The sequence below is a fragment of the Pontibacter actiniarum genome, assembly GCF_003585765.1.
Lineage (GTDB): Bacteria > Bacteroidota > Bacteroidia > Cytophagales > Hymenobacteraceae > Pontibacter > Pontibacter actiniarum.
Genome location: NZ_CP021235.1, coordinates 3,802,285 through 3,824,134 on the forward strand (window position 1 = coordinate 3,802,285; position 21,850 = coordinate 3,824,134).

18 protein-coding genes are annotated in these 21,850 nt (G+C 53.2%); 6 read left to right on the forward strand and 12 right to left on the reverse strand.

All coding sequences use genetic code 11. The features are described from left to right. Positions 1-4: 4 nt before the first annotated feature. Both CA264_RS16390 and uvrC read left to right on the forward strand, forming a co-directional pair. The gene (locus CA264_RS16390; protein ID WP_025608473.1) at positions 5-2,320 is read left to right on the forward strand and encodes a penicillin-binding protein 1A; all 2,316 of its coding nucleotides are present in this window, start codon (positions 5-7) and stop codon (positions 2,318-2,320) included. A gap of 11 nt (positions 2,321-2,331) precedes the next feature. After that, positions 2,332-4,152 (forward strand): excinuclease ABC subunit UvrC, encoded by a 1,821-nt coding sequence (gene uvrC / locus CA264_RS16395; protein ID WP_025608474.1) that lies wholly within the window; start codon positions 2,332-2,334, stop codon positions 4,150-4,152. Positions 4,153-4,223: 71 nt separating this feature from the next. Here uvrC and porN read toward each other — a convergent pair whose 3' ends face one another. The 10 genes from porN to CA264_RS16445 form a co-directional block, all read right to left on the reverse strand. After that, positions 4,224-5,084, reverse strand: coding sequence for a type IX secretion system ring subunit PorN/GldN (gene porN / locus CA264_RS16400; protein WP_025608475.1), 861 nt, complete (start codon positions 5,082-5,084; stop codon positions 4,224-4,226). Positions 5,085-5,105: 21 nt separating this feature from the next. Continuing rightward, positions 5,106-6,698, reverse strand: coding sequence for a type IX secretion system motor protein PorM/GldM (porM, locus tag CA264_RS16405; RefSeq protein ID WP_025608476.1), 1,593 nt, complete (start codon positions 6,696-6,698; stop codon positions 5,106-5,108). 49 nt (positions 6,699-6,747) lie between these two features. After that, on the reverse strand, positions 6,748-7,548 hold the full coding sequence (gene porL, locus CA264_RS16410; RefSeq protein ID WP_025608477.1) for a type IX secretion system motor protein PorL/GldL: 801 nt from the start codon (positions 7,546-7,548) through the stop codon (positions 6,748-6,750). A 78-nt stretch (positions 7,549-7,626) separates the two neighbouring features. Further along, on the reverse strand, positions 7,627-8,643 hold the full coding sequence (porK, locus tag CA264_RS16415; protein WP_025608478.1) for a T9SS ring complex lipoprotein PorK/GldK: 1,017 nt from the start codon (positions 8,641-8,643) through the stop codon (positions 7,627-7,629). A 230-nt stretch (positions 8,644-8,873) separates the two neighbouring features. Continuing rightward, positions 8,874-9,836: a PorP/SprF family type IX secretion system membrane protein gene (locus CA264_RS16420; RefSeq protein ID WP_025608479.1), complete on the reverse strand. Its 963-nt coding sequence runs from the start codon at positions 9,834-9,836 to the stop codon at positions 8,874-8,876. A 164-nt stretch (positions 9,837-10,000) separates the two neighbouring features. Then, complete coding sequence (locus CA264_RS16425) at positions 10,001-10,804, reverse strand: uroporphyrinogen-III synthase (protein ID WP_025608480.1); 804 nt, start codon at positions 10,802-10,804, stop codon at positions 10,001-10,003. A gap of 66 nt (positions 10,805-10,870) precedes the next feature. Beyond that, complete coding sequence (locus CA264_RS16430; RefSeq protein WP_051364499.1) at positions 10,871-12,010, reverse strand: DUF4271 domain-containing protein; 1,140 nt, start codon at positions 12,008-12,010, stop codon at positions 10,871-10,873. Between the two features lie 111 nt (positions 12,011-12,121). Then, positions 12,122-12,514: a hypothetical protein gene (locus CA264_RS16435; protein WP_025608482.1), complete on the reverse strand. Its 393-nt coding sequence runs from the start codon at positions 12,512-12,514 to the stop codon at positions 12,122-12,124. Next, positions 12,498-13,232, reverse strand: coding sequence for a lipoyl(octanoyl) transferase LipB (gene lipB / locus CA264_RS16440; protein WP_025608483.1), 735 nt, complete (start codon positions 13,230-13,232; stop codon positions 12,498-12,500). Before lipB ends, CA264_RS16435 begins: the two co-directional genes overlap by 17 nt. Position 13,233: 1 nt before the next feature. After that, on the reverse strand, positions 13,234-14,307 hold the full coding sequence (locus CA264_RS16445) for a bifunctional phosphoglucose/phosphomannose isomerase (RefSeq protein ID WP_335682337.1): 1,074 nt from the start codon (positions 14,305-14,307) through the stop codon (positions 13,234-13,236). On the opposite strand from CA264_RS16445, the gene CA264_RS16450 reads away from it, so the two are divergent. Continuing rightward, a complete protein-coding gene (locus tag CA264_RS16450) occupies positions 14,286-14,648 on the forward strand; it encodes a YraN family protein (protein WP_036777185.1) in 363 nt (120 codons plus the stop codon). The two genes, CA264_RS16445 and CA264_RS16450, sit on opposite strands and share 22 nt — an antisense overlap. 132 nt (positions 14,649-14,780) lie before the next feature. On the opposite strand, the gene CA264_RS16455 is transcribed toward CA264_RS16450, so the two are convergent. After that, positions 14,781-15,692 carry a toxin-antitoxin system YwqK family antitoxin gene (locus CA264_RS16455; protein ID WP_025608486.1) on the reverse strand — a complete coding sequence of 304 codons (912 nt, stop codon included), beginning with the start codon at positions 15,690-15,692 and terminating at the stop codon, positions 14,781-14,783. A gap of 579 nt (positions 15,693-16,271) precedes the next feature. Next, positions 16,272-18,089: a molecular chaperone HtpG gene (gene htpG / locus CA264_RS16465; RefSeq protein ID WP_025608488.1), complete on the reverse strand. Its 1,818-nt coding sequence runs from the start codon at positions 18,087-18,089 to the stop codon at positions 16,272-16,274. Positions 18,090-18,350: 261 nt separating this feature from the next. On the opposite strand from htpG, the gene CA264_RS16470 reads away from it, so the two are divergent. The 3 genes from CA264_RS16470 to CA264_RS16480 all read left to right on the forward strand — a co-directional run bounded on the left by CA264_RS16470 (position 18,351) and on the right by CA264_RS16480 (position 21,812). After that, on the forward strand, positions 18,351-18,617 hold the full coding sequence (locus tag CA264_RS16470; protein ID WP_157593718.1) for a hypothetical protein: 267 nt from the start codon (positions 18,351-18,353) through the stop codon (positions 18,615-18,617). Between the two features lie 182 nt (positions 18,618-18,799). Further along, complete coding sequence (locus CA264_RS16475) at positions 18,800-21,178, forward strand: TonB-dependent receptor (RefSeq protein ID WP_084196271.1); 2,379 nt, start codon at positions 18,800-18,802, stop codon at positions 21,176-21,178. Positions 21,179-21,242: 64 nt separating this feature from the next. After that, on the forward strand, positions 21,243-21,812 hold the full coding sequence (locus tag CA264_RS16480) for a hypothetical protein (protein WP_025608491.1): 570 nt from the start codon (positions 21,243-21,245) through the stop codon (positions 21,810-21,812). Positions 21,813-21,850: the final 38 nt, after the last annotated feature.

The window sequence follows — 21,850 nt, forward strand, 5'->3', positions numbered from 1 at the left end:
CCTTATGACTACGCGTCAAAAGACCCTTACTCCGAAGACTCCTTTTTACTCTAGAGCTATCACGGCACTGTGGCTGCTGTTCCTCAGCGGCTTCGTTGTCTTTATACTTTATATCTATGCCGTCAGCATCAACTTCCTGAACCTGTTCGGCGAAATGCCTAACCTGCGGTCGTTGGAGAACCCAAAAAGTGAGCTGGCCTCCGAGCTTTTCTCTGCTGATAACCAGCTGTTGGGCAAGTACTTCCGCGAGAACCGCTCTCCGGTAGATTACGAGGACCTGCCGGACAACCTGGTGAACGCTTTGGTTGCCACAGAAGACGTTCGCTTTGAGGAGCACGCAGGCATAGACCCACAGTCGATGGTGCGGGTGGCGGCCGGTATACTTACGGGCCAGCAGAAGGGGGGCGGTAGCACCCTGACGCAGCAGGTAGCTAAAAACCTCTTCGATACACGCGGTGATGAGCTAAACAACGGGGTGCTGAGTGATGTGCCGGGGCTGCGTATGCTCATTCTGAAGACCAAGGAGTGGATCATGGCCGTGAAGCTGGAGCGCTCCTATACCAAGCACGAGATCCTGACCATGTACCTCAACACGGTTGACTTCGGCTCCAACGCCTACGGCATTAAAGTGGCCGCCAAAACTTTCTTCAATAAGAAGCCTTCTGAGTTAAAGGTGGAGGAGTCTGCGGTACTGGTAGGCCTGCTGAAGGCCCCTACCTACTACAGCCCTAAATCAAGCCCTGAGAACTCGAAACGTCGCCGAAACACGGTACTGGCGCAGATGGTAAAGTATGGCTACATGACGGAGGCTGAGTATAACAAGCTGAAGGAAGAAGACATTGCCCTGGATTACCGCGTGGAGAGCCACAATGTTGGTTTGGCACCGTACTTCCGTACCGAAGCCAGCAAGTTCCTGCTGCAGTGGTGCCGCGAGAACGGCTATGACCTGTACGCCGACGGCCTGAAAATCTATACAACCATCGACTCTCGCATGCAGCAGTATGCAGAGCAGGCGGTGGCAGAGCACATGAAAGACCGCCAGAAGGTGTTCTTTGAGCACTGGCAGGGCCGCAACCCGTGGGTTGACCAGAACATGCGCGAGATCAAGAACTTCCCGGAGCAAGCCATCAAGCGTACGGAGCGTTACCGCCGTCTGAAAGCCCGCTTCGGCGATCAGGAGGACTCGATCAACTACTACCTGAACAAAAAAGTGCCGATGACCATCTTTACCTGGGAGGGAGACAAACAGGTTGAAATGAGCCCGATGGACTCGCTGAAGCACTACAAGAAGTTCCTGCAGACCGGCTTTATGGCGATGGAGCCGCAAACAGGTCATATCAAAGCCTGGGTGGGCGGCATCAACTACAAGCACTTTAAGTACGATCACGTAAAGCAGGGCGCGCGCCAGCCGGGCTCTACCTTTAAGCCGTTCCTGTACACTACGGCCATCGAAAACGGCTATTACCCTTGTTACGAGGTGCTGGATACGAAAACCTGTATTCCTTTACCCGACGGCAACATGTGGTGCCCGGACAATGCCAACAACAAGTTCAGCGGCGAAAGGTACACCTTGCGCAAAGCACTGGCCGAGTCGGTAAACTCCATCTCCGCTTTCCTGATGAACAAGCTGGGGCCTGAGTCTGTGGCGCAAACGGCAAAGCGCATGGGCATTACCACCCCGCTGGATGAAACTCCCGCCCTGGCTTTGGGAACAAGTGATGTGACCCTCTATGACATGGTGGGCGCTTACGGCACGTTTGTGAACGGCGGTACCTGGGTGCAGCCGACCTACATTACCCGCATCGAAGACAAGCACGGCAATGTAATCGCTGAGTTTGTGCCTAAAACGGTAGAGGCCCTGAGTGAAGAAACAGCCTATATGATGGTGCACATGCTGAAAGCGACAGCGGAGCCGGGTGGTACAGCCTACTATGGCCTTCGCTTCCGTAACGGCCTTAAAAATGAGATGGGCGCTAAAACAGGTACAACTCAGAACTACTCTGATGCCTGGTTCATGGGCGTGACCCCGGACCTGGTGTGTGGCACCTGGGTAGGCGGCGAAGACCGTTCCATCCACTTTAGAACGATAGCCCTGGGGCAGGGTGGCAAGCTAGCCATGCCGATCTACGGCGCTTTCATGCAGAAGGTGTACAAGGACAAGAGTTTGGACGTTTCGAAAGAACCTTTCCCTAAACCTTCTACGCCTTTATCGGTAGAATTAGACTGTGACAAGTACAACCAGGGCATGCAGATCGATTCAGCGCAACAAGATGAGTTCCTGAACCTGCCAACTGAGATTGACCTTGACGCTGAGATCTAACGCTGTTACTTATGCCAGCAAACGAAAAGCTGAAGGAGAAAATATCGCACCTGCCGCACAAGCCCGGCATCTATAAATTTTTTGACGACAACGGCATCATCTATGTGGGTAAAGCGGTTGATATCAGGAAGCGCGTCAGCTCCTATTTCAACCGCTCTGCCCAGCATAATAAGAAAACGCTCAAGCTCGTCTCCCAGATTAAGGATATCGAGTTCACCATCGTTGATACCGAGGCCGATGCTTTCCTGCTGGAGAACAACCTCATTAAGCAGTATCAGCCCAAGTATAACATCCTCCTGAAAGACGGGAAAACCTACCCGTACATCTGTATCGTGAACGAGCGCTTCCCGCGCGTCATCACCACACGTAACAAGCAGAACGACGGTTCGCGCTATTTTGGCCCCTACCCGAGTGTTACATCGATGAATGTGGTGCTGGAGCTCATTCGCACCCTGTACCCGCTCCGGACCTGCACCTATAACCTCTCCCCGGAGAACATTGCCGCCGGCAAATTTAAAGTGTGCCTGGAGTACCACATCGGCAACTGCAAGGGCCCCTGCGAAGCCCTCGTGGAGGAAACGGAGTACAACCAGCACATCGCACAGATCAAGAATATTCTTTCAGGCAACCTTTCGGTGGCTAAGAACTATTTTAAGGAGCACATGGCCGCCGCCGCCGCAGAGTTCCAGTATGAGCTGGCACACAAGTACAAGCAAAAGCTGGACATGCTGGAGGACTTCCAGGTCCGGTCTACGGTAGTGAGCAACACCTTAACCAACATCGACGTGTTTACCATTACCAGCAACGAGCAGTGTGCCTTTATCAACTACCTGAAGGTTATGAACGGCTCCATTATCCTGACCCAGTCGTTGGAGATAGAGAAGAAGCTGGATGAGGAGGATGCCGACATACTTGCCTCTGTGATTGTGCAGCTCCGCCAGGAGTTTGAAAGTACAGCCCGCGAGGTAATCACTAACATTGAGCTCGGGCTACCGCTGGACAACATCACGCTGACGCACCCTCAGATCGGCGATAAGAAGAAGCTGCTGAGCCTGTCGCTGAAGAACGCTTTATACTTACGCAAGGAGCGCGAAGGGCGGCAGGAGAAGAACAAGGAGCTAAACGAGCAGCGTGAGCTGCGGGTGCTGGAGACGCTTAAAAAAGACCTCCGCCTTACGGAGCTGCCACGCCAGATCGAGTGCTTTGACAACTCCAACTTTCAGGGCGACAACCCGGTGGCCTCTATGGTGTGCTTTAAAAACGGCAAGCCTAGCAAGAAAGACTATCGGCACTTTAATATTAAAACGGTAGTGGGGGCGAACGACTTTGAGTCGATGTACGAGATTGTGACCCGCCGTTACCGCCGCCTTTTAGATGAAGAAAAGCCGCTGCCACAGCTCATTGTAATTGATGGGGGAAAGGGGCAGCTCGGGATGGCTGTGAAAGCCCTCCGGGACCTGAACATCTACGGACAGGTGGCCGTGGTCGGTATAGCCAAGCGCCTGGAGGAGATTTTCTACCCCGGTGATACGCTCCCGCTGTACATTGATAAGAAGTCTGAGTCGCTGAAGCTGATCCAACGGCTCCGGAACGAGGCCCACCGCTTCGCCATTACCTTTCACCGCAGCAAGCGCGATGCCGGCACGCTCAAAACGGAACTTACCGACATTAAAGGCATTGGCCCTTCTACCGCAGATGCCCTGCTACAGAAGTACCGCTCCGTTAAAAAGCTGCGTGAGCTTTCGCAGGAGGAACTGGCCGAGGAGATCGGCAAAGCGAAGGCCGCTGTACTTTATGCCTACCTGCACCACTCTACAGAAGAAGCCCGTTAAACTTACCGCACAGCCATAAAAAAAGGAGACCCAGTACTGGGTCTCCTTTTTTATTTAAACAAGCTGCTGGCTTAGTAGCTCCACAGGCTGTATTCATATTCAATTAAAGCTTCAGCAGCATCCTGTGCGGCAAGCAGGCCGTTCTTGCCACCACCGTAGATATCTGCCAGGGCTCTGTCGCCTGGGTTAGAGATCTTAGTGATGTAAGAGCTGAACAGCCACAGGTCAAACGCGTCAGCCAGGTTCTTGTGCTGCGCATCGTTCTGGGCGTTATACCAAACTGCCATCTCTGGGTTGTTACGGAAAACACGTACCAGATCGCTCATTTTAAAGCTGGCTACGTTTTGCTCAAAGCCCAGTGGGTTAAGCGTGGCCGGCACTTTAATGCTGATCGTTTGGATATCGTGGTACATACGCGAGCGTTTCTTATCGAACACGGCGTTCTCCTTCACCTCCAGCAGGTAAAGCTGCTTTGCAAAAAACTCATTGCTTACAGGAGCTGCCTCAGTAGTACCAGCATCGCTGCCCAAGGCATCGCCCCAGGCATCTTCCTCTTCCTCTACTTCACCGAAACCAGCTGCGATTTCCGCCTCGCTCAGTCCTCCTTCTGTTTGCTTGGGAGTCATGTTTGCGATAAACTCTTCGCGCGTCAGCGGAGTATTCACAGAGTCGCTCTTGTAAGGGGTCAGTTCACCGCTCTTCACCGCGTTGATGATGATTTTGGTGATCTCCCTGTTTTCAGAGAACATAGGCTTGTTCTGCTTTTCACGCAGGTCAATCTTACGCCATACTGTTTTCTTAAACAGGATGTCTGACTCTGGAATAGGCCTTGCCGAAGGATTACTGGAGGTCGTGTTTGCTACCTGCTGCGCCATGGCACCTACAGAGAACATCAGACCGGCTGCTACACCTATTGCTTTAACTAATTTCATACTCCTTGTAAGCTCTAATTATTAATTTAAAGGAACGTTAAAGTTCGGGCTACCCACGTTCACGTCTACCGCCTGGCCTTTGTAGTTCAAACGCTTCACGTCAACGATCTCTATTACGACACGGTCACCTTTGTTTGCCTTAGCGGCAAAGCTTGTCAGGTTCGCCGTCGGGCCATTGAACTCTCCCTGGTCAACAGGTTGGTTGTTACGCACCAGGAACGCTCTCCACTTTGTTACTCTATAACGCGCTTCGTTAGGTAATAATTGTTTGAAGCCTTCGTCAGCAACCGCCTGAATTTCAACTGCTCTGAAAGACTGGGCAGGAATACCACGCTTCACATCCACCGGCTTGCCGTTTACCAGTGCCACAATCTCCGGCTTTGGTATCGGGCGCACTTTAAACTTCTCAGATCCGATAGAGTTGCCACCGCTGCTTACGTTGATGGTTACCTCTGTTGCACTTGGGATGATGGTCACTTCGCCTTTCTTCGCACCTTTGATGGCTGAGCCACCGCTCGCGCTGAAGCTAGGGTCATACACCGCACCCAGCGCAGGAACCTGAATGTTCAGTTCGTTTGCGCACTGGAAGTACAGCGCCTGCACCGAAGCAGACTGCACCTGAATTACCGGCTTCGCAACAATGTATTCCTCTGTTACCGTGAACGTTGTGTCGCGGCCATTCTGGTTAATGGTTACCTGGCCTTTCCAAGTCTGCTTAGAGTTACCGTCGGCATCGTAGTTAGAGGCAGAAGCCACGAACTCTACTTTACCTAAACCGTTCTCCACCTGCACTGGCTTGCCCTGGAAGCTCATCTTCGGAGTGATGTTATCAGAAGACGCGGCAATAAACATGTCAGCTTTGTACTTTGTGCCAGCTGCCACTGTTTTGGACTCAGCACGCGCCATCGCAAAAATCTTCTCGAATTTAATGATGTCGGCACCTACCTGCTGCGCCAGCTTCTGCAACGCATCCGCCTCATACTTCAGTACTTCGGCTTCTTTCTGCGACAGCACCGCCAGAGCGGCTACCATTGGAGTCTCTTCGAAGTTCAGCTGCGCAAAGTCTTTGCGGCGCTGGTCCGGGTCGTTTTTAGCCACCGGGTCCTCAGAGCCATCCAGCGCCAGTTTATCTGGTGTGCTAGGGCTGTACTGGTTCAGGAACTTAGCATAAGCATTCAGCTTATCTTTCAGCTCATAAGCAGCGCCGTTGTTTTTGTTGGCAGCACCGATCATGTTGATGGCTACGATATCGTTGCCCTCCGGCTGTGCATAGCCTTCTTCCGTTTCACCACCAGTTTTATCGATCAGCATCTCACGCAAGCCGCGGATGTAGCTAACCATTTCTGATGTTTTCTCGCGTACCTCTTTTGCGCTTTGCAGCACACGCTTGTCATTAGCAGAAGGGGTTTTATTTTCTGCAATGGCAGCCTGAATATTACTTACGACCCCGGCGTTATCATTAACTGTCTTTTTGTTTACCTGTTGCAAGGACTCATCCAAGAACTGAAACTTTAACAGGATAGCCGAGCTCACGTTTAAGGCAAGCATAGCGGTCAGTACGAGGTACATCATACCGATCATCTTCTGCCTTGGTGTCTCTTTTCCTCCAGCCATTTTATACTATATTAACTGTTGTTTTCTTATAGAACCGTTTCAAAGCAGCTTAACCTTTCATGGCTGACAGCATGTTACCGTACACTGTGTTCAGTGAGTGCAGGTTTTGCGTCAGACGGCTAACTTCCTGTTTGAACTGTTCTGTGTCTTTGCTGGCATCAGTCAGGTTTTCCATGGCCATGCTCAGGTTGCCGTAGAACTTGTTCATGGCTTTCAGGTGCGTGTTGGCATCCTGCAGTTCCATTTCGTAAACAGCGTTCAGGGCGCCCAGATTGCGGGTCATGCCTTGTACCTGGCTGTGGTACTCTTGTGCATCAGCAGCAGAAACAGCCATTTTAGCTATAGCATCGGCTGTGTTAGCGTATGCATGGTTGATTTTGTCCAGTTGGTCAGCCGCACCTCTTACACGCACTGTGTACTCTTCCGTAGCGGCAGTTGCCTGGCTGATATCGGCCAGACCTGCAGCTGTATCGCTCAGGCGGTTCAGGCCAAGACCCAGTTGGTTGATGGTTTCAGGAGTGATGTCTGCGTTGCGCATCATTTCGTCCAGCTTGCCTGTTACAGACGGGCCTGCTGAAACTGCCGTGGCAGGTACAAGCGCCTCACCGGCGTACTCATCCGAAAGCTGCGGATAAACTCTTGCCCAGTCTGGCTCAGCGTGCTGTGGCTGGAAAGCACTCAGGAAGAAGATAACGGCCTCTGTCAAAAGACCCACAATCAACATAGTGTTTGCGCCTTCCCAGTGCTGGATCTTGAACAACGCACCCACGATTACGACGGCAGCACCGATACCATATATTTTCGGCATCAAAACGTCGAACAAGAAACTACGACCTTTAGCTTTGCTCATTTTGTTTTCTAAATTAAGTAGTGAACGATTAATTAAGGATTAAGGGGGATTGGTGATTTTTTCTTATCAAGATACTAATTAAAACTCTCTGCCTGATGAACGGCCAAGGTAAATCATGGCGTTACGGAAGCCAATGTAAGACCTGGCTGAGTCCTGGAACTCAAAGTTACGCGTGCCAGTCTCCAGGAAGTACGCGATGTCTTTCCATGAACCGCCTCTTACTACTTTGCGTGGCTCGGCATCGTCGGTATACACCGGGTTCAAGTCCCATACAATCGGAACAGTAGCATCAGAATATGCATCCTCGCACCACTCAGACACGTTGCCTGCCATATCGTACAGGCCAAAGTCGTTCGGGAAATACTGTGCGACAGGGGCTGTATAGGTAAAGCCGTCACTGTAGTAGTCGCCGCGGCCCGGCTTAAAGTTTGCCAGCAAGCAGCCTTTGCCGTTGCGCAGGTAAGGCCCGCCCCAAGGGTAAACAGACATATCGCGTCCGCCTCTGGCAGCGTATTCCCACTCCGCCTCTGTCGGCAGTCGGAAGGCTGGCATTGGCGCCATTCCTTCTTCGGTGTTTGCCTGGTTTTTGTGCTTGGTGCGCCACTCGCTAAAGTACTTGGCAGCAAACCAGTCCACGCCTACCACCGGATAGTCGTCGAACGCCGGGTGAGAGAAGTAGTACTCCATCAGCGGGTCGCCCATGTGGTAGGTATAGTCTTTTACCCAAACGGTTGTATCAGGGTACAACTGCGTCATCACAAACTCCTCGCCGAGCACGTCAAGCGAGTCTTCCATCATCACGTTGATGAACTGACGGTATTCGTTATTTGTGATTTCGGTTTCGTCCATGTAGAAGCCACCAATAGTCACTTGCTTATTCAGGTTGGCCATGGATGCTGCGATGTCTTGGTCAGCCTGGCCCATGTGGAAAGTACCTCCTGGGCAGGCCACCATGCCATACGGCACCTGCTGCGGATTGTACTCCGGTCGGTCCTCAGCACCAACAAGATCGCCTTGTGGTCCACGTCCCATTCCACAGCTTGCAAGCAGTACCACCGCCAATGCGAAGGAAGACAGCTTAAGTAGTTTGTTCATGATGACTGTTAAAAAGTAAAATTTTCTGTAATGGATTTTAGTACACTTTTATGGGTGTAGCAAATATATGAGAATTAGGAATAAATAAAAAACAATTCCCTACAACACCATTTTATTATTTTTTAACGGTGTAAGGAGCTGATTATTATAGGAGTAAATCAGATTTTTTTTCTGCACTATTTCCAGAAATGTCAACAGAACTGTTAAAACAGTTACAATTAGCTAACGCATCATCTGGAAAAGTAGTATCGAGGGGTTCTCACTGGCGGCTTAAACCGGATCACCGGCTCGGCCAGTCGGTAACTCACCATTACCTCATGCGAGGTGGCCGCCTTGGCAGCCTCATCAAAGGTGGTTAAATCAAGTGCATACCCAACCCGCAGCGCATTGTCCTGAAACAGAGACACTCCCACAAGTGCACTAACAGCTTCTTCATGTCGATAATTCAATCCGACCCAATATTTTTCAAGATAAGTTGCGCGGCCGCCGGCATCAAACGAAAGCGTCTCCGTGTCGTGCTTCAGCAAAACGGTCGGCGTAAGGGTCAGGTCGGTTGTCAGGGGGAAGTGGTAGCCGGCTGTGGCGTAAACGTGATTTTCACCCAGCAGGGTGCCGGTTCCGGTGTTGGCGGAGTCGGCAAACGCATACTCCGCATGCAGCAGGTTGGTTACGCCGCCGCCCGCGTAAAAGGTCTCTGACTCGTACCACACGCCCGCGCCCAAATCGAACTTCGTGTCTGAGCTGTTATAAGGCACGCTCGGGTCATTGTCGTCGATGGCGCGGTACCGCTCCTTCTTGTAATTGTTCACATTGCCCTGCACTCCCAGGCCAAGCTTTCCGGTCTCGCCGATGTTGATGTGAAAGGAGTAGGAGAGCGCGGCCGACAGCACCGTGGTGTTGGCGATCTTATCCCGCATCAGGTTCAGGCCCACGCCTCCGTGCAGCAAGCGAACCGGCGTGTTGGCCGAGAGGAAAAACGTTCGCGGGGCACCGCCGTCGTCAAACGAAGCCTCATAGCCCAGCCACTGGTAGCGGTATATGGATAAGAACTCTGGCCGGTTGGTGATGCCGGCGTAGGCCGGGCTTATCTGCATGCCATTAAACCCATAGTGGGTAAACTGGGGCTGCTGCTGCGCCATGGCGAGCGGCGCTGCAAAGAGCACCAGCAGCAATACAGGTAGAAGCTTTTTCATAGGCTGCGGCAAGAAGGCACGTTCAAGTATGGGCTGGTTGCACAATACGCTTTCCAAATATAGCTATTAAACACTAAAACGCAAATGCGGGCGCTATAGGGCACAGCGCTCGCGTTTGCGTTTTAGTAAGTATGGAAAACAGGGGTAAAAGTTGCGTTAGCAGCTTACTTTTTTGTTTCCTGCATTTGGTTCTGTATGTAAACCTCAATGGCTCCGGTCATGGACGGGGCATTCGGCATTGGCGCCTCAATGTCCAGCTCCAGGCCTGCATCGCGCACCGCCTTGGCCGTGGTGGGCCCGAAAGCCGCGATCCGGGTGTTATTCTGCTTGAAGTCCGGGAAGTTGATGAACAGCGAGTGAATGCCTGACGGGCTAAAGAAGGCCAGGCAGTCATAGGTCACGTCGTCCAGGTCCGAGAGGTCCGCCGCCACGGTTTTGTAGATGATGGCTTCGGTGTGCTTGATCTTGTTTGTCGCCAGGAAGCTCGGAATGTCGTCCTTGCGGATGTTGGAGCAAGGGAACAGGAACTTCTCGTTCTTGTGCTTCTTGATCACCTCAAACAGGTCCTTGGCCGTTTTCTCGCCCACAAACAGCTTACGCTTGCGCAGCGTGATGTACTTCTGCAGGTAGTACGCTGTCTGGTCGGAGATACAGAAGTACTTCATATCAGCCGGCATCTCAATCTTACTTTCCTGGCAGATGCGGAAGAAGTGGTCCACGGCGTTACGGCTCGTGAAGATCACGGCAGTATGCGCCAGAATATCTACTTTATCCTTGCGGAACTCCTTAAAAGGAACCGGCTCCACCTCAATAAACGCCCTGAAATCTACCTTGATATCATACTTCTCAGCTATAGACAAGTAGGGGGAGTTATCAGTAGTAGGCTGTGGTTGCGTAACCAGTATACTCTTAATCGGTAACTTGTGTCTTTCAGGGTTCGCAGAGCCCTTTGCTTTGCTTTCAGCCATAGTAAATGATGCGGTTTTTATAAATTCGCCTGCTGCAATACCCACTGTAACCGCTCCTTTGTGTTTTTAAAAGTTAAAAACTATCAGTTTAAGCATAATGGCTAGCGGGATCACTTCTGTGGCGCAAAGGTACGAAAATAAATGTAAATTAAGCACAGAGGCTTTCTTATTTACAGTATAATACACACGCAGTGTCGTGATAACCAACACCAACGACACCGCCAGGCTCGAGATTAGCAGGATCTCCTCGGGCATCACGGCGTTCAGCGCCAGGTAGAGCAGCATCACCAGCGGCAGGAAGAGCCCCAGAAATAGTAACGATCTTATAAACTCGCGATACTGCAGCTGCACCACCTGCTCCAGGCCGAAGATAAACGCCATCACCTTCAAAAAAACATATTTCAGGAGCACCACGAGGAATATCAGCACCGTGTAAAAAATGATCTTGGTGGTGATGTCGGCCTCCGAAACTGGGAACAGCCGGTTAAACAGCTTAATGTGCTGCACATTGGTGTGGATGGCCGCAATCAGCAGGGCCAGCGAGAGGGAGAAGGCCAGCACAAACAGCACGTTGGAGGCGGCTCCCACAGACTTGGCCGTGGACAGCTCCGACTGGGCACTGGTCCGCAGGAAGCCGTTCAGGTTGAACACGCCCTGGAAGTCCACCGGGTAGTTGATGCGCAGCAGGCCGTAAATAAGCCCGATGGCAAGTATAAAGATAATGAAGGCGTTCTGGTTTACGTACTCCCGCACCTGTATGGAGAAAGGCCGCTGGTTGGCCTCCGGCGCGGCGCCCGATACCCGCGGCACATTGCGAAAGGTGTTTACGTTGGGCTGCTGCACAGGGTGCCACACGGTAAAGAGGTACTTGCCCTCCACGGGCTCCATGCCCTTGCTGTACCGGGTTAGGTCCAGGGTGTAGTTGGCGGCGGAGTCGGCCTTAAAGATCAGCTGGTTGTTCAGGAACAGGCAGAGGTCCTTGGGGGCGGCAAAGGCAACAAGGAAGGGCTGGGCCTGCGTAACCGGCAGCCACTGGTGCAGCGCGTTATACTCCGTATGCACCCCTGCCACATAGGGCACCAGCTGGTCGGCCCCCTCGCGGTGCACCATCCAGTTGCTGGTGAGGGTGTTTTTCTGCTCCAGCGGCAATACCTGCCCCTGCACAGGCGCCACAAGCGCGCCCAGCCACACGAGGGTACATAGCAAAAGGGTGAGGCTATACTTTAGGAATGCTCTGTGCACTTGGCAATCTGTAATTTCCTGCTCCCCCGGAAAGCGGGCAGTGCCTTTCGGGGCGCAGTCTGGTTAACGGAAATATCAGGAGTGCAGCACGCCCTGCATCTGCAACATGTTAATATCGATCAGGTTCTCCTGCACAACAGTGTCCGGCACGAACACGAAGCGCTTGTCGTAGATCTGCCGGTCGATGTAGTAGCTCACCCAATACTCGTTGTTGATGTGGAAGATGGCCGGGTCGATGGGCTCCACCTGCACAAAGCTTCTGGCCTCCACCCGCTCAAACATGTGCCGCAGCACAGAGGTCTTCACTTCGTTGCCCTCCACCGTGCCGTAGCCTTTGGAGGCCACCAGCACATTCTCGATCGGGAAGGGGTTGTTGTTGAGCAGGTACACATTCCAGTTGGCATCGCCGGTGGTGGCTATGGCCACAGCAATCCCCTCTACCGTCCCGAAATTAATATCCTTCTTCATGTGCAGCTGTCGTAATAGTGGCTTCAAACAATGCAGCCAGGTGCTTTAACAATTTCTCCTCCACTTCGGCCAGCGGCACTTCATGCCCCAGCTCTTTGGCCAGCGAAGTTACGGCTTTATCAGAAATCCCGCAGGGCACAATGTTATTAAAATAGTCGAGGTCGGTGTTGATGTTGAAGGCAAAGCCGTGCATGGTTACCCAGCGGCTGCACTTTACGCCCATGGCGCAGATCTTGCGCGGGTTGCGCTGCTCCTCATGGTCGAGCCACACCCCCGTCAGGCCCTGGATGCGCCCCGCCTGAATGCCGTAGTCGGCCAGCGTCAGGATTATGGCCTCCTCCAGAAAGCGAAGGTACTTGTGTATATCGGTAAAGTAGTTTTCCAGGTCCAGAATGGGATAGCCCACAATCTGGCCCGGGCCGTGGTAAGTGATGTCGCCGCCGCGGTTGATTTTGTAGTAGGTAGCGCCTTTGGCCTCCAGCCCCGCCTCGTTCAGCAGCAGGTGGTCTTCGTGCCCGCTCTTGCCCAGCGTGTACACGTGGGGATGGTAGCAGAAAAGCAGGTAGTTCGGCGTCGGCACCTGCTCCCCCTCCGCTGCCTTGCGGTTTTGCACTTTCAGGTCCAGGATGGAGGTAAAAAGCTTGTCCTGGTAATCCCACGCTTCTTTGTAGTCGATCAGCCCCAGGTGCTCGAACTGTATTTCTGTATTTTTTTGCACGTTATACTTTAGATATTTCCCCTTTCAGGTAATTGATACTGTCAATCGTGTTTGGGTTTGCGCTGTTTAGCTCCGCCAGGTACACCGACACCCAATCGGACAGGTGCACCAGGTAAAGCATCTGCTCCAGCAAGGTGGCCCCCACGGCCTCTACTTCCAGCACATCCTGCTTCTTCTGCTCAAGCACCTTTTTTGTCAGGTCCATGCGCAGCCTCACGCGGGGGTGGTCGTAGGAGGTTTTCATGGTAAGAACAACCGGCTGTCCGAATAGTTTCTCCGGGCACTGCCACCCCTCCACCTCGTTGTGGTTCATCTCCGGCAGGGCGTTCACATGCGCCAGCTGCTTGGCGTTCTCGTTCAGCTGCTGCTGCAGGCGCAGGGCAACCGGCTCAAACGCATCGCTGGCGTAAAGCACCGGCAGCTTGCCCTGGAAGGCGTTGGCCAGCGCACTGGCCTGCACTTTTATACTTCCGATCTGCTCCTCCAGCAGGTTTACACTCTGGCTCAGTTCCGTTTTAAAGGTATCGTCGAGCAGGCCGGCGTAGTACAGCAGGTACAGCTGCTGCACCAGAAAGTACCCCAGGCTGGCACGCGGTTGCCCCGAGCCGCCGGGCACTACAATGTGCGGCATGTTGTTCTCCTGCGCCATGCGCAAAAGCTCTCCGCCCGTGGTGATAAAGCCTACGCTGGCCTCTGCCTCCATCGCCTCGCGTACCGCCGAGAGGGTTTCCTCGGTGTTCCCGGAGAAGGAGGTGGCGATGAACAGCGTATTTGGGCTAACAAAGGCCGGCAAGCTGTAGCCCTTGTTTACAATCACCGGCACCGATAGCTTGTCGGCTACGTAGGACTGAACAATGTTGCCGCCAACCCCGGAGCTGCCCATGCCTGCCAGCACTACGTTGGCGTAGGGAGGGCCGGCAAACGTAACTGTGGCACGCTCCCCGATTTCGATGGCGTGGCGCAGTTGCTGGATAAAGCCTTCAACAAGTTGTTTCATAGTAACTGTCGTTAATAGCACGGCAGCCCTAACTGCCTGCAAAGTACAAGATTTATATGGCTTCTCAAATAAGCACACACCTCCGCACCGGCCAGCTGGGCGAAAACCACGCCGCCACTTACCTGCGGAAGCAGGGTTATACTGTACTGCGACAGAACTACAGGTATAAACGCGCGGAGGTAGACATCATTGCGCAGAAAGGTAACCTGCTGGTGTTTGCAGAGGTAAAGACGCGCGCTACTAATAAGTACGGCTACCCCGAGGAGGCGGTTAATGCCAAGAAGGAGGAGATGCTCTTAAGCGCGGCCGAGGCCTACATCCTGCAGCAGGAGTGGCAGCACGAGGTGCGGTTCGATATCATCGCGGTCACGCTTTCCTCGCCGCCGGCTATACACCACATAGAGGATGCCTTTCATTAGGGGGTATGCCACCGGCACTTTCGGATAAACAGGCACGGTTCCAAAGAGCATGCGCCTGTCAGCAGATGCCCCAAAGCCGCAGCTGTAATACCTGAGCTAGATCCAGGTTGGGAGTAGCCGAGGCCTAGAGTCCTATTTGTTGCTGGCCTGGGAGCGCTTATCGAACTTGCCCCGCTCGTAGATAGGCGTGGCGTGACGGTCGTATTCCCTGATCAGGAACGGCTCATGCGGCTTGTCGTAAACTGTTTCGGGGTACTGGTATTCGTAGTGGCGGCGGTTCCGGAAGTCGTAGTAGTTGATCCAGACGCCTATTTTGCGGCCTTTCTGGTACTGCCCGCTCCACTCCAGCTGCCCGTTCTCATAGAAGCGGTAGTAGGTGCCCTGCACTTCTCCGTACTCATACGGGATCACTTCCTTTATCTTCTTGGTATCGCCGTAGTAGGTCACCACCGCATCGCGCAGAAAGCCCTTCTCGTAGTGCTCTTTGTCCACCAGGGTATGGTCTTCGTTGTTGCGGTACTTCTCCCAGCGCAGGTGCTTGGTGCCAACGTAAAAATAGCCTTCCTCTACCACCTCCCCGTTAATGGTTTTCTCGTAAGGGCCATGCAGCACCTTGTAGCGGTCAACATCTTCCACGTTAGAGCCAGAGCGGGCAAGCTTGCCTTTTTTAGTGTCGTAGTAATACTTGAAGGGGGCGTATTCGTTCGGCTCCACGTGCTCCGGCAGGTAGCTGAAAGTCTCGATGGTCTCTTTGTAGCGGCCACCGCTCTTGGTATAGGCGCGCTTTACCTTGTGCCCCAGAAAATAGCGCTTGCTGCGCTTTTGCCGGCGCTTGCGCTCTTTCTTCTCCATCTCCTCCTCCAGCGGGTTCTTCACCTCCACGGTAGGCTGGGTGGTATCGGCCGAGGCCAGTGCATCGGTTTTGCTGCTTTCCTTCAGGCGCGCCATATCCAGGTTATAGTCGCTGTTCCACTTAGGCTGGCCGCAGCCGCCAAGCGCCAACAGAAAAACACCTACCACCAACGTATAAACCGACTTTTCCAAGGTTGAATAACTGAGTTTTGAATGATTGGATGAATGCCGGACAAGCAGCATTTACAAATTTTCAACGTAAAGATGCACAATATAAGTATAAGGCCAATACGCCGTTTTGCCCCTTATAACTACAGGCACCACTGGTAAGTTTCATTTTATACTGGCAGGGGAGTAAAGCAAAAAAGGCAGCACCCAATCGGGCACTGCCTTAGTAAAACTGTTGGTATATTTTAAATGATGTTTTATTCCCGGCTGGCGTAGCTTCTGATCTTGCAACTGGAAACGAGCTACCTGGTCTAGCTGCCGCCTATCCTGCAGCTCCCCCATGCCTAACGTTCCACCTCAGGCCTTGGAGCGCTCCAAGCTCGCGAGAGCTCGTTTTCCCGCTCGGCGCTGGGGCTTTTCCTTTGCCACCCTTCGGCCGCAATGCCTGCGGCACCGGAAAAACAGGAAAAGCTTTGCCTGAGGTCAGCAACCACGAAGCCATGACTTCTACCTGCGCTAGCGCGAGCTTGCAGCTCGTGCTTTCACACATGCACACGCATCAAGAAAAGTCCTGTGTCCTGCTACCTGCGTCCTGTGTCTCTTTTACTCCTGCGTCATCAGGTCGAAGCTGCGCTTCACGAAGCTGGTCAGAGCGGCACCGGATAGCATGTTCTGCGACAGCAGGGCAAGGTCGAAAGCCTGGCGCGCCAGCTTGGCCTTCTCCTCTGCCTTGAGCACGCGCTGGTTCAGCGGGTGGTTCGCGTTAACGGTCACGTTGTACATGTCTGGCATATCGCCCATAAACATCATACCGCCACCGCCTGCACGGTTCATGTCCTTCATGCGGCGCATAAACTCCGGCAGTGTGATTACCACCGGCGCGTCGTCCGGCGACATCGGCGCTACCTCTACCGTCATGTTCTTGTTGTCAATCGCCTGCTCGTACACGCCTTTCAGGTCTTCTTTCTCGGTATCGGACAGTACACTTTCCTTCACCTCATCCTTCTCCACCAGCTTGTCGATGGTTTCGGAGTCAACGCGCTTGAGGGTAGTTTTCTCCAGCTTTTGCTCCAGCAGGCCGATAAAGTGGCTGTCGATTACAGAATCCAGCTTCAGCACATCGTAGCCGCGGTTCTGTGCCGCCTCCACAAAGGCGTGCTGCTTCTCGGCATCCGATGTATACAGCAGCACCAGCTGCTCGTTTTTGTTCGTTTGGTTGGCCTGCACCAGCGCTTTGTACTCTTCTATTGTGTAGTACTTGCCCTCGGTGCTTTGCAGCAGCACGAAGTCCTTTGCTTTTTCGTAGAACTTGTCGTCGCTCAGCATGCCGTACTTCACAAACACGCTGATATCGTCCCAGTTCTTCTCAAAGGTTTCGCGGTCTTTTCTGAAGATCTCGCTCAGCTTGTCGGCTACTTTTTTGGTGATGTAGGTGTTGATCTTCTTCACGCTGGAGTCGGCCTGCAGGAAGGAGCGGCTCACGTTCAGCGGAATGTCCGGCGAATCGATTACACCGTGCAGCAGCATCAGGAACTCCGGCACCACGTCTTTTACCTCATCGGTAATAAACACCTGGCGAGAGTACAGCTGAATCTTATTGCGCTGTACTTCGAAATCGTTCTTGAGCTTAGGGAAGTACAGGATACCTGTCAGGTTAAACGGATAGTCTACGTTCAGGTGAATCCAGAACAGCGGCGGCTCCGCCATCGGGTACAGCTCTTTGTAAAACTCCTTATAGTCTTCTTCTTTCAGGTCGGCTGGCTGCTTTGTCCAGATCGGGTTCGGGTTGTTGATCACCTCGCCCTCAAACTCTACCGCCACCGGCAGGAACTTGCAGTACTTATCAAGTATAGTACGGATGCGTACCGGCTCCAGGAACTCCTCTGAGTCTTCTGCAACATGTAGCACGACATCTGTACCGTGCTCCGCTTTCTGCGCATCTGTAATCTCAAACTCTGTGCTACCGTCGCAAGTCCAGCGGGCAGGCTCTGCTCCCTCTTTGTAAGACTTGGTGATGATATCAACACGTGATGCCACCATAAAAGCAGAGTAGAAGCCCAAACCGAACTGACCGATGATCTGGTCTTTGTCGCCGGAGTCTTTAAAGCGCTCCACAAACTCCGTGGCACCCGAAAAAGCGATCTGGTTGATGTACTTTTTAATCTCCTCGGCCGTCATACCGATACCGTTGTCGGAGATGGTGATGGTTTTAGCGTCTTTATCTACCGCTACTTTTACCTTCAGCTCGCCAAGGTCACCGGTAAACTCGCCAATAGAAGACAAACGCTTCATTTTCTGCGTGGCGTCCACGGCGTTACTTACCAACTCGCGCAGGAAGATCTCGTGGTCGGAGTACAGGAACTTCTTGATAATCGGGAAAATATTCTCGGTGTGGATGGAGATATTACCTCTTTCTTCCATTGTCTATACTTTATATATGTTAGATTGATCTGTTACAGAAATGCTGTACCAGGCACACTTTCAAATCCTGTTCCAGAGGCGGCAGTTGTGACAGCTTGTCAGACAGAAACTGAAAATACTTCCGCTTGCGACAGAAAAAGAAGCGGCAGCTAAATGCAACATTGTGGAATTTAACATATATTTGTTTATGTTCGTGTTCTGAAGGTGCACCGCTTTATCCAACATATCGCCCTGGTCCTGCTGCTGCTGTTTTGCAGAGCGATGGTACCGGACGCCCTGATTCAGGAGCTGCACGCCCACACCCACACCGTCCATACGGAGCACACGGACCCGCACAAGGCCCAGGTGGGCATGAAGCACAAGCACTGCCAGGTGGAGGATGTGTTCAGCACCCCCTACCAGGGCACAGCGCTTTCCATCGATTTTAAACCCATCACCCACACGGCTGTATATGCTGCCGCCTATACCTACGGCTGGCACGGCAGCACCCCTACGCTATACTTCCTTCGCGGCCCTCCTGCGGCCTAGTTTTTAGCACGCCCGCCCCCGTTTGCTGCGCTTGGTTGAAGTGCGGCAATGGCAGCGGCACACCTTTTTTGTAATAAGCCCTCGGCTCGCGCTTGCCCCTGGCACAGCGGCTGCCTCCACAGGGCCTCGTGGCTATTGCATTAGTATAGCCACTGCTAAACCATTGCTGAAAACCAGAAGAAGTGTTATTAACCAAACAACTCCGGAAGAATATCCTTTTGGCACTGGTGCTGTTAAGCACACAGGCGCCGCAACTGCAGGCACAATCGCTTCCGGCACCGGCAGATGCCGTTCAGGACTGCGGCCTCACCGTTTCAGGCAAAGTACTGGACCACGACACGCGCGAGGCGTTGGTGGGGGCTACCGTGTACATTCCTGAACTGGACAGGGCCACCGTGTCAGACGCCTACGGCAACTATCATTTTCACCAGCTTTGCCAGGGTGCCTATACCCTGCGGGTAACCTACGTGGGCTACGACAGAGAGGAGTTTCCCGTGAAACTATCCGGCTCTACGTCTAAAAACCTAGCGCTGCACTCCGATGCCCAGACACTGCACACGGTAGAGGTTACCGGCGCTCACCTTAAAGAGCAGGCGCAGTCGCAGCAAACGCTGGAGGGGCGCGAGCTGGAGCAAACCCGCGGGCTGGCCCTGGCCGAGACGCTGAAAGGCATTGCCGGCGTCACTACGCTGCAAACCGGCCCAACTATCTCCAAGCCTGTCATCCACGGCCTGCACAGCAACCGCGTGCTGCTGCTCAACAACGGTGTGCGGCAGGAGGGGCAACAGTGGGGCTCGGAGCATGCGCCCGAGATAGACCCATTTGTGGCTTCCGAGATGCGTGTGATCAAAGGGGCGGCCGGCGTGCGCTATGGCGCCGATGCTATAGGAGGTGTGGTGATTGTGGAGCCGAAGCCGCTGCGAAGCGTACCCGGCATCAGCGGCGACCTGCACCTGCTGGGCAGCACCAACAACCGCCAACTGGCTACCTCGGCCATGCTGGAGGGCAATTTTGAGAAGGTGCCGCCGCTAAGCTGGCGCCTGCAGGGCACGCTGCGCAAGGCCGGCAACGCCAGAACACCGGATTACTACCTGGAGAACACCGGGCTGGAGGAGCAGAACTTCTCTGCTGCGCTGGGTTACCGAAAGGAAAAGTACGGGGTGGAGCTGTTCTTCAGCCAGTTCAACACAAAGCTCGGCATCCTGAAGGAGTCGCATATTGGCAACGTAACGGACCTGCTCTACGCTATTGAGCGCGGCAGGCCCAGCAATGCCGACAACGCAGCATTCACCTACGACATCGGACGGCCTTACCAGGATGTACAGCACAACCTGCTGAAAGCAAAAGGCTATTGGGAGCTGGGCGAAGCGGGCAAGCTGGAGTTTGTGTACGGCTGGCAGCGCAACGTGCGCGAGGAGTACGATGTGCGCCGCCGCAGCAGCTCCCTGCCCTCGCTGCAGCTCACTCTTAACACCCACACAACCGAGGTTGTGTTTCAGCACAAGCCGCTGGGCCGCTTCTCCGGCTCTGTAGGCCTCAACACCATCTACCAGCACAACACGTACCAGTACAGCGATTTTCTGCCATACTTTACAGGCACCACCTTTGGCGCCTTCGCCATTGAGCGCTGGCAAAAAGGCAAGCTGCAACTGGAGGCAGGCCTGCGCTACGACTACAAGCACCTGCTGGTGAAAAGGCTGGAGAATAACCGGGACCTGCAAAAGCCGGAGTTTGACTTTAACAATGTGTCCGGCACGCTGGGGGCCATGTATGATGTCGGCTACCACCTTACCTTTGGGTTGAGCGCCACTTCGGCCTGGCGCGCGCCGGGGGCCAACGAACTCTTCAGCAATGGTGTGCATCACAGCGCCGCCACCTTTGAGGTAGGCGACCCGACGCTGGAGTCGGAGCAGGCTTATAATTTTGAGCTGTCGGCGGATTACTACAATAACGCCCGCTTAAACGGCAAGCTGAGCCTGTACCACAACTACATCCATAACTTTGTGTACCTGGCGCCGCAGCCGGAGCCGGTGCTCACGATTCGCGGGGCCTTTCCGGCCTTTAAGTACACCCAGGCAAACGCCACCCTTACGGGAGCAGACCTCAGCCTGGACTATACTTTCACCCCTAAGTTGAAGCTGGAGTCCAAGACTTCGCTACTCTACGCCCGTAACCTGGATACCGACGATGACCTGATCTACATGCCTGCCAACCGCTTCGACAACAGCCTGAGCTATGAGTTTGGGCAGCTTGGCGGTGGCAACAGCTTCTACGACACCTATATTTCTGTTGGAGGTGTATATGTAGCAGAGCAGGAACGTATACCGGGTGGGCTGGAGCAGGATTTTGCCCCGGCGCCAGGCGCGTACTTTTTGGTTAATGCCGAAGCCGGAACAACCCTGCAGCTAGGGAAGCAAACCATTGAGGTGGGCATTACCGGCAAGAACTTACTCAACACCGTGTACCGGGAGTATCTGAACAAGCTACGCTACTATGCTGATGAGCCTGGGCGCATGCTGATGTTCCGTATCCGGGTGCCGCTCGATTTTACCAAATCGTAACCCATTATTTAGTATCATTTTTAAATAAACTTCGTATTGTTGTACATTGTCAAATACCTATATCATGAAAAAACTATTTAGACCTTATCTCACAGCGTTTTTATTAGGCTCACTCTTGTTCACAGCAGCCTGTGGCGATGATAACGATGATCCGGATCCGATTGAAGAGGGTGAGGTAATTACCAGCATGACCATTGTGCTGGAGCCGAGCTCTACCATTAAAGGGGTAGACAGAGCAGAGGCGACATACTCTGACCCTGACGGGCCCGGAGGGAACGCCCCGGTAGTTACCACTTTGAATTTAAAGCCGAATGTTATCTATAACGCAACGGTTACTTTTGCAGACAATAACGGTGATATCACTAACGAAATCGAAGCAGAAGGTACCGACCATGCGGTTATTTTTGAACCAACCCCGGAGTCGCTACTTTCCGTTCAGCGAACTGATATGGATGCGAATAACTTTCCTATTGGCTTAGAAGCGACCATTACAACCGGTGAGCCGACAACGGGCACCAACAACAACCTTAGGGTTACTTTGATGCACCAGCCCGGCATTAAAACTGCCACTTCCGGTGTAAGCGTTGGCGAAACAGATATCCAGGCTCTTTTCCCTGTTGTTATTGCACAGTAAGGAGCTACTTTAACAATACAAAAAAGAGGTGCGGCCGT

Bases quoted from the DNA above. Each gene is read 5' to 3' on its own strand.
- CA264_RS16470 (WP_157593718.1), top strand. From the start codon at position 18,351: ATGGTACCGGACGCCCTGATTCAGGAGCTGCACGCCCACACCCACACC.
- CA264_RS16425 (WP_025608480.1), bottom strand. From the start codon at position 10,804: ATGGCTGAAAGCAAAGCAAAGGGCTCTGCGAACCCTGAAAGACACAAG.
- porL (WP_025608477.1), bottom strand. From the start codon at position 7,548: ATGAGCAAAGCTAAAGGTCGTAGTTTCTTGTTCGACGTTTTGATGCCG.
- htpG (WP_025608488.1), bottom strand. From the start codon at position 18,089: ATGGAAGAAAGAGGTAATATCTCCATCCACACCGAGAATATTTTCCCG.
- CA264_RS16480 (WP_025608491.1), top strand. From the start codon at position 21,243: ATGAAAAAACTATTTAGACCTTATCTCACAGCGTTTTTATTAGGCTCA.
- uvrC (WP_025608474.1), top strand. From the start codon at position 2,332: ATGCCAGCAAACGAAAAGCTGAAGGAGAAAATATCGCACCTGCCGCAC.
- CA264_RS16435 (WP_025608482.1), bottom strand. From the start codon at position 12,514: ATGAAGAAGGATATTAATTTCGGGACGGTAGAGGGGATTGCTGTGGCC.
- porN (WP_025608475.1), bottom strand. From the start codon at position 5,084: ATGAAATTAGTTAAAGCAATAGGTGTAGCAGCCGGTCTGATGTTCTCT.
- porM (WP_025608476.1), bottom strand. From the start codon at position 6,698: ATGGCTGGAGGAAAAGAGACACCAAGGCAGAAGATGATCGGTATGATG.
- CA264_RS16420 (WP_025608479.1), bottom strand. From the start codon at position 9,836: ATGAAAAAGCTTCTACCTGTATTGCTGCTGGTGCTCTTTGCAGCGCCG.
- CA264_RS16450 (WP_036777185.1), top strand. From the start codon at position 14,286: ATGGCTTCTCAAATAAGCACACACCTCCGCACCGGCCAGCTGGGCGAA.
- CA264_RS16390 (WP_025608473.1), top strand. From the start codon at position 5: ATGACTACGCGTCAAAAGACCCTTACTCCGAAGACTCCTTTTTACTCT.
- porK (WP_025608478.1), bottom strand. From the start codon at position 8,643: ATGAACAAACTACTTAAGCTGTCTTCCTTCGCATTGGCGGTGGTACTG.